The organism is Nitrosomonas sp. (assembly GCF_022842015.1).
Lineage (GTDB): Bacteria > Pseudomonadota > Gammaproteobacteria > Burkholderiales > Nitrosomonadaceae > Nitrosomonas.
In genome coordinates this window covers 1-11,893 of the sequence record NZ_JALHQJ010000035.1, presented here as the reverse complement: position 1 = coordinate 11,893, position 11,893 = coordinate 1, and the positions used below count along the sequence as shown (strand labels likewise).

Sequence of the window (11,893 nt, the reverse complement as noted above, 5' to 3'; positions counted from 1 at the left end):
ATTACAAAAGATTCTATGATATAACTAAAGAATTATTTTGTTGTGTTGGATATTTGTGCTTAAATTCATATTGTTAGATTAATTTTATAATTTTATTATTTTTCCCTCTTGAAATTTTGAATCACAAACCCTACTATTAGCACTCGTGGTTGCGGAGTGCTAATGGTAATCCCAATATTAGAACCCTGACTGTCTTAGTAGTGTTAAAAGAATGATGTGCATTTATTGCGCGGATATTAGTTTGTTAATTTTCAAAGGAGAGAACAGCATGAAAATTCGCCCTTTACATGATCGTGTGATCGTAAAGCGATTAGAAGATGAACGCAAAACAGCTTCAGGTATTGTTATTCCTGATAGTGCAGCAGAAAAACCAGATCAAGGCGAGATTCTGGCAATAGGCAAAGGAAAAGTCGGAGATGATGGAAAAATCCGCCCGTTGGAAGTGAAAGTCGGCGATAAAGTGTTATTTGGCAAATATGCCGGGCAATCCGTCAAGGTTCAAGGCGAAGAACTTTTAGTCATGCGAGAAGAAGATATTATGGGTGTAATTGAAGGTTAATCCATTAGTTCAATGACACGCAAGAATAATGTATTGAGAGATTAGGAGAGAATTATGTCAGCAAAAGAAGTGAAGTTTGGTGATTCAGCGCGCCATAGAATGGTAGCCGGTGTAAATGTTTTAGCCGATGCTGTAAAAGTAACATTAGGCCCTAAAGGACGAAATGTTGTTCTGGATCGCTCATATGGTGCGCCTACTATCACGAAGGATGGCGTATCCGTTGCCAAAGAAATCGAATTAAAAGATAAGTTTGAGAATATGGGCGCGCAGATGTTAAAAGAAGTGGCTAGCAAAACATCTGATGTGGCCGGCGATGGTACAACCACTGCAACCGTATTAGCACAATCTATTGTAAAAGAAGGCATGAAATATGTAGCGGCCGGTATGAATCCAATGGATCTCAAGCGCGGGATTGATAAAGCAGTGACCGCAGCGGTTGATGAGTTAAAGAAGTTGTCAAAACCATGTACGACAGCAAAGGAAATTGCGCAAGTTGGAAGTATTTCTGCAAATTCTGACGATGAAATTGGCAAGATCATTGCAGATGCAATGGATAAAGTGGGTAAGGAAGGCGTAATTACAGTAGAAGATGGGTCGGGATTGCAAAATGAATTGGAAGTCGTTGAAGGTATGCAATTTGATCGCGGCTATCTGTCGCCCTATTTTGTGAGCAACGCGGAAAAACAGAATGCGCTGTTAGATAACCCATATATTTTGCTGCATGACAAGAAAATTTCTAATATTCGTGATTTATTACCGGTGTTGGAACAAGTCGCAAAAGCAGGCAAGCCATTATTAATTATTGCTGAAGATGTTGATGGTGAGGCACTTGCAACATTAGTTGTAAACAATATACGGGGCATTCTAAAAACCTGTGCAGTCAAAGCGCCTGGCTTTGGCGATCGCCGCAAAGCGATGCTTGAAGATATTGCAATTTTAACTGGTGGTACGGTTATTGCTGAAGAAGTTGGTTTGACGCTAGAGAAAGCCTCATTAAATGATCTGGGTCAAGCCAAACGCATTGAAGTAGGTAAAGAAAATACTACAATTATCGATGGCGCAGGCGATAGTGCTGCTATTGAAGGCCGCGTCAAGCAAATTCGTACTCAAATTGAAGAAGCTACCAGTGATTATGACAAAGAAAAACTGCAGGAGCGTGTAGCTAAGCTTGCTGGAGGTGTTGCACTCATTAAAGTCGGTGCTGCTACTGAAGTTGAAATGAAGGAGAAGAAGGCTCGGGTTGAAGATGCGCTACATGCAACACGCGCTGCCGTGGAAGAAGGCGTTATCCCTGGAGGGGGTGTAGCATTGTTGCGCGTGGTTCCGATTGTGAAGAAAATAAAAGGTGATAATCACGATCAAGATGCAGGTATAAAGATTGTTATGCGTGCACTTGAAGAGCCCTTGCGTCAAATTGTAACAAACTGTGGCGATGAGCCGTCTGTTGTTGTCAATAAAGTGGCTGAGGGTCAAGGAAATTTTGGCTACAACGCTGCAACTGGTGAATATGGTGACTTGGTTGCGATGGGTGTTCTGGATCCAACCAAAGTAACTCGTTCTGCTTTGCAGAATGCAGCTTCAGTAGCAAGCTTGATGTTAACCACTGACGCAATGGTTGCTGAATTGCCAAAGGATGACGCGCCAGCCGGTGGTGGCATGGGCGGTATGGGTGGCATGGGTGGAATGGGTGGTATGGATATGTAATGTATCCTTATTTATATACTGTCTTTTGAATGAAACAGACTTCAATCTTATATTGAGGTCTGTTTTTTTATGTCTATCTAGCTAACGAGAGAAATAGAGATATTTATCAGGCGTTATATTTTTCTTGAAAAATACTTATTCGTGATAAATTTTTGAATATGAATAAATTAGAAAATTATTCTGCACCTAAAGATCTTTTGAAGGATCGTGTGATTCTTGTCACGGGCGCAGGGCAGGGGCTAGGGCGTGCGGCAGCATTATCTTATGCGAATCATGGGGCTACGGTAATTCTGCATGGCCGTAAAGTAAAAAAATTGGAAAGTGTTTACGATGAAATAGAAACCATCGGTAAAGCGCAAGCTCTAATTTATCCGCTTGATCTGGAGCGCGCTGATGAAAAGGATTTTTTTGCTCTGGCACATGCAGTAGCGCAGCAACTCGGGCGTCTGGATGGAGTCTTGCATAACGCAACCTATCTGCCTGGTTTAAGCCCGCTGGAGCATCAAACAATGGAGCAATGGCGAGCTTTGTTGCAGGTTAATTTGATAGCTCCTTTTGCATTAACAAAAGCATGTTTGCCGCTACTTAAAGCTTCTCCTGATGCGAGCATTATTATTACATCAAGTACGCACGGACATAATCCATCGGCTTACTGGGGTGGTTTTGCCGTTGCAAAAGCCGGTCTGGAAGCATTAGTCAAGATACAGGCTGATGAATTGGAGCAGATGCCGAATTTGCGCATTAATACAGTTATACCTGGTTTGGTGAATTCACCGCAGCGCGTGATTACACACCCGGGTGAAATAAAACAAAAGATGCGTCAACCTGATGAGTTGATGGCAGTATATTTGTATTTGATGGGATTGGACAGCAGGGAAGTAAGTGGTCAGACAATCTGGTGTTAATTGATAAAGAATCGAATGATCAGGCTGCGGCTAGCGGGATTAGAAGGTATAATCGATAATAAATGTAATGATATGCGAAAGTGGCGGAATTGGTAGACGCACCAGATTTAGGTTCTGGCGCCGAAAGGTGTGGGGGTTCGAGTCCCCCCTTTCGCACCAAAGTAATTAAGTTAGCATTAGGCTGCTGTCCGTAAATGTTGCTCAATAAATAACACAGTTAGTATTCAAATTATGTTGAAAAAAATTAATCAATCAGGAATTTTTTAATGGGATCAAATGTAGAAAACCTCGGCGCACTGGAACGTCGCTTCGATATTTCAATTTCTCTTGAAAAATTGCAAGGTGAAATTGATACTCGCTTAAAAAAGCTAGCAAAGACAACCAAGTTTCATGGTTTCCGTCCTGGAAAAGTTCCGCTAACAATAGTTAAACAAATGTACGGTGTGCAGATACAGCAGGATGTGATCAATGATGCAATTCACAAAGAATTTACAGACACCGTTAAGGAAAATAATTTAAAAATTATTGGCTCCCCTCGTTTTGAAAACAAATTGGCGAATGAACATGACGCGCTTTATACAGTCAGTGCAACATTTGAAGTTTATCCTGAGATCACATTTGGTGATTTGAGTAATCAAAATATCGAACAACCTGATGTGCAAGTCGGCGAAGCTGATATTGATAAAACGATTGACATGATATGTAAGCAACGTGTGATATATGAACCTATTGATCGCGCAGCAATAAAAGGTGATCGAGTCATGATAGATTATCACGGTGTTATCAACGGAGATGATTTTGCAGGCGGAAAAGCCGACGATGTTCAATTAATACTTGGGGATGGGAAATTTCTAAAAGACTTTGAAAATTCCCTGATAGGCATGAAAGCTGGAAATCATAAATCATTTGATGTTGTTTTTCCTCAAGAATACCATGGTAAAGACGTTGCTGGAAAAACAGTTACATTTGAAGTGAAAATGAATGGGCTGGAAGCGCCAATATTGCCATCAGTGGATGCAGAATTTGCTAAATCACTGGGTGTCCCGGATGGAGATTTAAAGAAGTTGCGTGAAGGGATAAAAAAGGATCTCGAACGTGAAGTCTCTAAGCGCTCAAGGTCAAAACTTAAAGAACAGGTCATGAAGGCAATTTTGGAAACAACTCAAATTGAAGCGCCCGCCGTTCTGGTTAATCAAGAAATGGATAGATTATTGCAAAATGCCAAAAGTGACTTTGAAGCACGAGGGATAAAAGCAAACGAAATATCTTTGAAATCTGAGTTATTTAAAGAAAAAGCTGAATATCGCGTCAAATTGGGACTAATTTTAGCAGAGCTTGTCAAAGTACATTCTATTAAAAATAATCCAGCGCATGTTCGGAGCATAATAGAAAACGCGGCGCAAAGTTATGAGAATCCTGAACAAGTTGTTAAATGGCACTACGCTTCCCCAGAGCGTCTACAAGAAGCTGAATCGTTAGCACTAGAAGAAAATATTGTCGATTGGGCGCTTGATCAAGTTAAATTAATCAATAAAACTATTACATTTGATGAGTTGATGGGGATATCTTAAGATGACACAAATATTTGATAATATCCGTGATGTAGAGCCTAGAAATCTTGGGTTAATCCCTATGGTCATAGAGACTAGTGGTAGGGGGGAGCGTGCTTATGATATATATTCACGCTTATTAAAGGAAAGAGTCGTATTTCTTGTTGGCCCCGTCACTGAAGCAAGTGCGAATCTAGTTGTTGCTCAGTTTTTGTTTTTAGAATCAGAGAATTCAGAAAAAGATATCTTTTTTTATATTAATTCACCAGGCGGCATGGTTTCTTCCGGTTTGGCAGTTTATGATACGATGCAATATATTAAACCTGATGTTAGCACGCTGTGCATCGGTCAAGCTGCAAGCATGGGAGCGCTATTGTTGACTGCGGGTGCGAAAGGTAAACGTTATTGCTTGCCAAATTCAAGAGTTATGATTCATCAGCCACTAGGAGGCTTTCAAGGTCAGGCCTCGGATATTGAAATACATGCGCGCGAAATACTTTATCTAAAATCACGCTTAAATGAGATTATGGCTAAACATACAGAGCGATCAGTATCTGATCTTGAAAAAGATACGGATCGTGATAATTTTATGAGTGCAATAGAATCTGTAAATTATGGTTTGGTGGATGCAGTTTTATCTCGTAGGAATGATAGTACAAATTAAGTAAATATTTATACGCAAATTTTTTAATCACGGGTATTTAAACTCAATTAGTGTAGGAAAAAATATGCCAGACAAAGCTAGTGGTGAGAAACTTCTTTACTGTTCTTTTTGCGGCAAGAGTCAGCATGAAGTGAGGAAACTTATTGCTGGACCCTCGGTGTTTATTTGTGATGAATGCATTGATCTTTGCAATGACATAATTCGTGAAGAAATGCAAGGAGACGAAGCAACGAAGCTTGTTAAATCAAACTTACCTGTACCACGTGAAATCTGCCAGATATTAGATCAATATGTCATCGGACAAGAGTCTGCGAAGAAGATTCTTTCTGTGGCCGTTTATAATCACTATAAGCGTCTAAGAAATATACCGAAGTCAGATGAAGTTGAAGACATTGAGCTGTCAAAAAGTAATATCTTGTTGGTAGGCCCCACAGGTTCTGGTAAAACATTACTTGCGCAAACTTTGGCTCGACTCTTGGATGTACCTTTTATTATGGCCGATGCCACTGCTTTAACGGAAGCGGGTTATGTCGGTGAAGATGTTGAGAATATTATTCAGAAATTACTTCAGAAATGTAATTACGATGCGGAAAAAGCTCAGAGAGGCATTGTTTATATTGATGAGATTGATAAAATTTCACGCAAATCGGATAACCCATCAATCACACGCGATGTTTCTGGCGAAGGAGTTCAGCAGGCGCTCTTAAAGCTGATTGAAGGGACTATTGCCATGGTTCCTCCACAAGGTGGAAGAAAACATCCAAACCAAGAATTTATTCAAGTTGATACCACTAATATTCTGTTTATTTGTGGTGGTGCATTTGATGGACTTGATAAAGTAATTAGGACACGTACCGAGAAGGGTGGGATTGGTTTCGGCGTTGAAGTAAGGGGTCCTGCAGGAAAGGATGTAAATAAAGTATTAAAGCAAGTTGAACCAGAAGATTTGGTCAAGTTCGGGTTAATACCTGAGTTCGTTGGACGCCTGCCAGTTGTCGCAACTTTAGAAGAGTTGAATGAAGCTGCATTAATTCAGATATTGACTGAACCGAAGAATGCACTTGTTAAACAATATTGGAAAATGTTTGACATGGAAGGAGGTGTTGACCTCGAATTTCGGGAACCAGCACTTAAGGCAATTGCAAAGAAAGCTATGACACGTAAAACGGGTGCCCGCGGCTTACGTTCTATTCTAGAAGAAATATTGCTAGACATTATGTATGATCTTCCATCATTAGAGAATGTTACAAAAGTAGTTATTGATTACAACTCGACTAATGATGACATTAAGCCAATTTTGATTTATTCGGACCAACCTAAAGTTGCGAAACGTTCTAAATAATTGCTAAAAAACTTATTTAACAATTTCAGTAGAAATAAATGTAGTGTTATTTAAGCTTGAATTTTTTCTTATAGCACATATGTATACTGTTAATTGTAAACTTTATTTGTGAGTTGATATGATTTCATTACTCGAAGACTCTGAACAATTGGTATTGCCGCTATTACCATTGCGCGACGTAGTCGTTTTTCCTCATATGGTTATTCCATTATTTGTAGGAAGACAAAAATCGATTAAAGCGCTTGAGATCGCAATGGAGGCAAATAAAAATATTCTGCTTGTTGCTCAAAAAATAGCTTCCAAAGATGACCCTGCTCCTGAAGATTTATATGGAGTGTGTAGCATTGCTAGCTTATTGCAGATGCTTAAATTACCAGACGGAACTGTCAAGGTTCTAGTGGAAGGTAATCATCGAGCAAATATTTTAGAGTTTATTGATTCCGGGACTCATTTTACTGGCAGGGCATCGCCAATATTGTTGCCTGACTCTACAGATGATTCCGAAGCCGAAGCAATGCGACGGGCTATTCTGGCTCAGTTTGATCAATATGTGAAACTTAATAAGAAAATCCCGCCAGAGATCATTACTTCTCTCAGTAGTATTGATGAGGCAGGGCGATTGGCCGACACAATAGCAGCCTACTTGCCATTAAAACTCGAGCAGAAACAAGAGATATTGGAGATTTTTGAGGTAACTAAACGTCTGGAACATTTACTAGGGTTGCTGGAAACTGAGCTCGATATTTTACAAGTAGAGAAACGTATTCGCGGTAGAGTAAAGCGGCAAATGGAAAAGAGCCAACGGGATTATTATCTTAATGAGCAGGTAAAAGCCATTCAGAAGGAGTTGGGTGAAGGTGAAGATGGTGCGGATATCGAAGAGATTGAGAAAAAAATAAAATCCGCTCAAATGCCTAAAGATGCTTTGGCAAAAGCTGAATCAGAATTAAAAAAACTTCGCTTAATGTCTCCGATGTCGGCAGAAGCCACTGTAGTTCGAAATTATGTTGATGCGTTGGTTGCATTGCCATGGAAGAAAAAGAACAAAATTAATAGTGACTTAAAATCAGCAGAAGCTATTCTTGAAAAAGACCATTATGGTCTTGAAAAAGTTAAAGAACGAATTGTCGAATACTTGGCAGTACAACAGCGTGTAAGTAAAATGAAAGCGCCGATTATTTGTTTGGTAGGTCCGCCTGGTGTGGGTAAAACATCTCTTGGGCAATCAATTGCTCATGCAACCAATAGAAAATTTGTGCGGATGTCGCTGGGTGGCGTACGTGATGAGGCTGAGATTCGTGGGCATCGACGTACCTATATTGGGTCTATGCCGGGTAAGATTTTGCACAATATGAGCAAAGTAGGTGTCAAGAACCCATTATTTTTGCTTGATGAGATTGACAAGATGGGTATGGATTTTCGTGGGGATCCATCTTCAGCTTTACTGGAGGTCCTTGATCCAGAACAAAATAGTACCTTTGTGGATCATTACATTGAGGTTGAGTATGATTTGTCAGATGTCATGTTCGTGGCGACAGCAAATACACTAAATATTCCTCCGGCCCTGCTTGATCGCATGGAAGTAATTCAATTATCAGGATATACGGAAGAGGAAAAATTAAATATTGCTACGCAGTATTTATTAACTAAACAAATGCAGAACCATGGTATTAAAGAAAGCGAATTAATGGTTTCTGATTCTGCATTGCGGGATATTGCGCGTTATTACACGAGAGAGGCCGGTGTACGTGCAATGGAACGAGAAATTTCAAAAATTTGCCGAAAAGCTGTAAAAGCACTATTACTTAGGAAAACAAAAAGTAAAATTTCTGTTACGTCACGTAATCTGGATAAATTCCTTGGAATTAGGCGCTATACCTATGGCGTTGCAGAAGAAAAAAATCAAGTTGGACAAGTCACCGGATTGGCCTGGACAGAAGTCGGGGGCGAGTTATTGACCATAGAAGCTGCGGTATTACCAGGAAAAGGGAAAACTATTACAACGGGTAAATTAGGAGAAGTGATGCAGGAGTCTATTCAGGCGGCTCTTTCTGTAGTTCGGGCTCGATCTCATCTGTTAGGTATCCCCGAGGACTTTTACCAAAAAAATGATATTCACATACACCTTCCAGAAGGTGCAACGCCGAAAGATGGGCCTAGCGCAGGTATCGGTATCTGCGTTGCGATGATATCAGCTCTAACAAATATTGCGGTGCGGGCTGATATCGCAATGACAGGTGAAATTACTTTAAGAGGTGAAGTACTACCGATCGGCGGACTAAAAGAAAAATTGTTAGCAGCACATCGAGGTGGTATTAAGGCGGTGATTATTCCCGAAAAAAATGTGAAGGATTTAGTCGAGATTCGCCCAAATATTAAAAATAATTTGACTATCTATCCTGTTAAATGGATAGATCAGGTGATTGATTTAGCACTGGAACATAAACCAGAGCTGCATTCTACTCCGATTGTACAACCAGCTTTGCCATCGAGTAACGAAGAAAAATTAATAGAAACAGTTATTAAGCATTAAAATTAAAGTCTAAATTCGGCAAGAAGCGGAATATGATCTGACAGTCGGTGCCAAGGTTGACCGTGCAGGCGATTGCAGTTGATAATATCGAGCCCTCGATAATAGATGCGATCCATTGACAATACAGGCATCCACGCTGGGAATGTGCGTGCGTAAGCTCCACGGGTGATTTTAAATACCTCTTTGACGCCGAGGTCGCGATGTAAATAGCGTTCGGCTTGTTCTCGCCAATCATTAAAGTCGCCTGCAATAATTAACGGCTCATTGGATGAAACATGCGTGCTGATTCGTTTAACCAACGTCGAAAGTTGACGCTCTCTTTCGTGACCAAATAACCCGAAATGAATACAAATGATGTGGATGCGCTGATGGGTTTCGGGAATTTTAATTACTCCATGCAGCAGGCTTCTACTCGCCGATCGTAGCATTGAAACATTAATATTTTCCCATTCAATAATTGGATATTTACTTAATATTGCATTGCCATGATGCCCGGAATTATAAATGGCATTTTTACCATAAGCATAGTGGTGCCAAACTTGATCGGCAAGAAATTCAAACTGCTGGGTATTGTGCCAATTATCAAATCGCTGATTAGATATGCTGCGTTCACCATGCACTTCTTGTAAAAAAACGATATCAGCATCAATATGGCGTAGAAAATTCTTTATTTCATGAAGAATAAAACGCAAATTCGTTGCACTGAATCCTTTGTGAATATTATAGGTTAAAACTTTTAGCGATGTGCTAGCCATATGATTCCTGAATTTTGCCGTTTTCTATGAGTCAAACAAATTCGGCATCATTAATTAACTGAATCATCAATGACGATCGAATTACTTCAGCTATTATTCATAATTATAATCGCAAATGGCGCGCCAATATTGGCGCGAATGCTACTCAATAATCAGTTGAATACCGCTGTTGATTTTGGTGCCAAAATGGCAGATGGCAACCCTATATTTGGAACCTCAAAAACTTGGCGAGGTATTTTCGCTACATTGCTCATTTCGCCCATTGCTGTTTTGACATTTGATTACACTGCAGAAATTGGTATTTTAATTGCTATTGGCACAATTTCCGGGGATTTATTCTCCAGTTTTGTCAAACGTCGATTGGGAATGGCACCAAGCAGCAAAGCGCCATTGCTTGATCAAATCCCGGAATCGCTTATTCCCGCGCTGATGATGATGCAGATTTTTAACCTATCTTTGTTAGGTATTTTATTTTTGGTTTTTGCGTTTACTGTCATTGACATGATTATTACGTATTTTCTCTATCACTGGCGGTTACTCAGAAAGCCCTGCTGATTGTCAGCGGGTTATTGTTATGCGTCGTACTAAAGAACAAATAGTTAATCTACCTAACTTGGTCAGCGTGATCCGGATATTATTGGCCCCGGTGATGTTTTATTATGCATTCAAACAGCAACCCTACTGGTTTTTTGGCGTGCTGTTACTTGCGATTTTTACTGATGTGCTTGATGGATTGCTTGCTAGAATATTAGATCAAGCAACCACATTAGGGTCTCGTCTTGATAGTTGGGGGGATTTTATTATCTATTCAACAATGGCGATATGCGCTTGGATATTATGGCCAGATATCATGCTGCGCGAGAAATTCTACTTTATCATCATTGTTCTTAGCTTTACTTTGCCTGTTCTAGTCGGCCTTATTAAATTTCATACAATAATCAGCTACCATACCTGGAGTGTAAAGATCGCTGTAGCCATAACCGCCATCAGCTATGTCTTGCTGTTCGCTGAAATATTAGACTGGCCTTTTAGAATAGCCACTTTGTTTTGCGTATATGCAGCCATAGAAGAAATTGCGATCACACTACTGATTCGCCGTCAGCGCGTGAATGTCAGAACAGTTTGGCAGGTGTTAAGAAATAACAAGAGCACGCATAACAGTATGTGATTATATCCTCGCACTAATTTGTTTTTGTAATGGTTTTTCTGATTGTTATTAGCCCTGGTGGAAGTGTTTCTTATTCGTAAAATAGATATCCAGAAGAGGATTTGCGTGATAAGAGATACTAGAAAATATTCTGTTTTCTAAGTCTTTGTCGGATTTAAGTGCTTTCCCTAATGCAATTATCAGTGTCAGCACAATAAAAAGAACTGCTACCTTTAGTAGCCATTGAATCATGTGGTTATTTTTCATTAAATTACAATTAAAAAAATAATATCATTCGACGCATCTTACAAAACTATCTTTTTATCTTTGTAAGTTATTGATCTTTTGGGGTGACTGATGGGACTCGAACCCACGACGACCGGAATCACAATCCGGGACTCTACCAGCTGAGCTACAGCCACCATAGAAACACGTACTGTGGTTATTCTACACAAACTGAATAGGCAATTAACCACATATTGAAGAAATATTTATGGCGTGCCCGACAGGGATCGAACCTGTAACCCCCAGCTTAGAAGGCTGGTGCTCTATCCGATTGAGCTACGGGCACCGAGTCGGGTTTGCTCTAAATATTAGGGCTAAAAATTGGTCGGGGTGGAGAGATTTGAACTCCCGACATCCTGGTCCCAAACCAGGCGCGCTACCAGGCTACGCTACACCCCGGAAAAGGCGACACTATACCTTCTTAGGCTGGAAACGTCAATTTCTCGTCA

At 40.2% G+C, this 11,893-nt stretch carries 10 protein-coding genes and 4 tRNA genes; 10 read left to right on the top strand and 4 right to left on the bottom strand.

All coding sequences use genetic code 11. The annotated features are described in order from the left end of the window. The first annotated feature begins 268 nt into the window (after positions 1-268). The 8 genes from Q0C11_RS08155 to lon all read left to right on the top strand — a co-directional run bounded on the left by Q0C11_RS08155 (position 269) and on the right by lon (position 9,257). Positions 269-559 (top strand): co-chaperone GroES, encoded by a 291-nt coding sequence (locus Q0C11_RS08155; protein ID WP_013648311.1) that lies wholly within the window; start codon positions 269-271, stop codon positions 557-559. 54 nt (positions 560-613) lie between these two features. Further along, positions 614-2,263: a chaperonin GroEL gene (groL, locus tag Q0C11_RS08150; RefSeq protein ID WP_293007061.1), complete on the top strand. Its 1,650-nt coding sequence runs from the start codon at positions 614-616 to the stop codon at positions 2,261-2,263. A 158-nt stretch (positions 2,264-2,421) separates the two neighbouring features. After that, positions 2,422-3,168 (top strand): YciK family oxidoreductase, encoded by a 747-nt coding sequence (locus Q0C11_RS08145; RefSeq protein ID WP_293007060.1) that lies wholly within the window; start codon positions 2,422-2,424, stop codon positions 3,166-3,168. A 74-nt stretch (positions 3,169-3,242) separates the two neighbouring features. Next, positions 3,243-3,327: transfer RNA gene (locus Q0C11_RS08140), tRNA-Leu, on the top strand. Positions 3,328-3,434: 107 nt separating this feature from the next. Next, entirely contained in the window at positions 3,435-4,739 is a 1,305-nt protein-coding gene (gene tig, locus Q0C11_RS08135; RefSeq protein WP_293007059.1) for a trigger factor, read from the top strand. Between the two features lies 1 nt (position 4,740). Then, positions 4,741-5,382 carry an ATP-dependent Clp endopeptidase proteolytic subunit ClpP gene (clpP, locus tag Q0C11_RS08130; protein ID WP_293007058.1) on the top strand — a complete coding sequence of 214 codons (642 nt, stop codon included), beginning with the start codon at positions 4,741-4,743 and terminating at the stop codon, positions 5,380-5,382. 64 nt (positions 5,383-5,446) lie between these two features. After that, the gene (clpX, locus tag Q0C11_RS08125; protein WP_293007057.1) at positions 5,447-6,724 is read left to right on the top strand and encodes an ATP-dependent protease ATP-binding subunit ClpX; all 1,278 of its coding nucleotides are present in this window, start codon (positions 5,447-5,449) and stop codon (positions 6,722-6,724) included. Between the two features lie 118 nt (positions 6,725-6,842). Further along, entirely contained in the window at positions 6,843-9,257 is a 2,415-nt protein-coding gene (gene lon, locus Q0C11_RS08120; RefSeq protein WP_293007056.1) for an endopeptidase La, read from the top strand. A 2-nt stretch (positions 9,258-9,259) separates the two neighbouring features. On the opposite strand, the gene Q0C11_RS08115 is transcribed toward lon, so the two are convergent. Then, complete coding sequence (locus Q0C11_RS08115) at positions 9,260-10,012, bottom strand: endonuclease/exonuclease/phosphatase family protein (protein ID WP_293007055.1); 753 nt, start codon at positions 10,010-10,012, stop codon at positions 9,260-9,262. 69 nt (positions 10,013-10,081) lie between these two features. On the opposite strand from Q0C11_RS08115, the gene Q0C11_RS08110 reads away from it, so the two are divergent. Then, positions 10,082-10,567, top strand: coding sequence for a CDP-archaeol synthase (locus Q0C11_RS08110; RefSeq protein ID WP_293007054.1), 486 nt, complete (start codon positions 10,082-10,084; stop codon positions 10,565-10,567). Between the two features lie 19 nt (positions 10,568-10,586). Beyond that, positions 10,587-11,180 carry a CDP-alcohol phosphatidyltransferase family protein gene (locus Q0C11_RS08105; protein WP_293007053.1) on the top strand — a complete coding sequence of 198 codons (594 nt, stop codon included), beginning with the start codon at positions 10,587-10,589 and terminating at the stop codon, positions 11,178-11,180. A gap of 325 nt (positions 11,181-11,505) precedes the next feature. Here the strand turns inward: Q0C11_RS08105 and Q0C11_RS08100 are convergent. From Q0C11_RS08100 to Q0C11_RS08090, 3 genes are all read right to left on the bottom strand, one after another. After that, a tRNA-His gene (locus Q0C11_RS08100) sits at positions 11,506-11,581 on the bottom strand. A 72-nt stretch (positions 11,582-11,653) separates the two neighbouring features. After that, positions 11,654-11,730 (bottom strand) — tRNA-Arg (locus Q0C11_RS08095). Between the two features lie 36 nt (positions 11,731-11,766). Then, positions 11,767-11,843, bottom strand: a tRNA-Pro gene (locus Q0C11_RS08090). Between the last annotated feature and the right edge of the window lie 50 nt (positions 11,844-11,893).

Bases quoted from the DNA above. Each gene is read 5' to 3' on its own strand.
- lon (WP_293007056.1), top strand. From the start codon at position 6,843: ATGATTTCATTACTCGAAGACTCTGAACAATTGGTATTGCCGCTATTA.
- Q0C11_RS08115 (WP_293007055.1), bottom strand. From the start codon at position 10,012: ATGGCTAGCACATCGCTAAAAGTTTTAACCTATAATATTCACAAAGGA.
- clpP (WP_293007058.1), top strand. From the start codon at position 4,741: ATGACACAAATATTTGATAATATCCGTGATGTAGAGCCTAGAAATCTT.
- Q0C11_RS08110 (WP_293007054.1), top strand. From the start codon at position 10,082: ATGACGATCGAATTACTTCAGCTATTATTCATAATTATAATCGCAAAT.
- Q0C11_RS08145 (WP_293007060.1), top strand. From the start codon at position 2,422: ATGAATAAATTAGAAAATTATTCTGCACCTAAAGATCTTTTGAAGGAT.
- tig (WP_293007059.1), top strand. From the start codon at position 3,435: ATGGGATCAAATGTAGAAAACCTCGGCGCACTGGAACGTCGCTTCGAT.
- Q0C11_RS08155 (WP_013648311.1), top strand. From the start codon at position 269: ATGAAAATTCGCCCTTTACATGATCGTGTGATCGTAAAGCGATTAGAA.
- Q0C11_RS08105 (WP_293007053.1), top strand. From the start codon at position 10,587: ATGCGTCGTACTAAAGAACAAATAGTTAATCTACCTAACTTGGTCAGC.
- clpX (WP_293007057.1), top strand. From the start codon at position 5,447: ATGCCAGACAAAGCTAGTGGTGAGAAACTTCTTTACTGTTCTTTTTGC.
- groL (WP_293007061.1), top strand. From the start codon at position 614: ATGTCAGCAAAAGAAGTGAAGTTTGGTGATTCAGCGCGCCATAGAATG.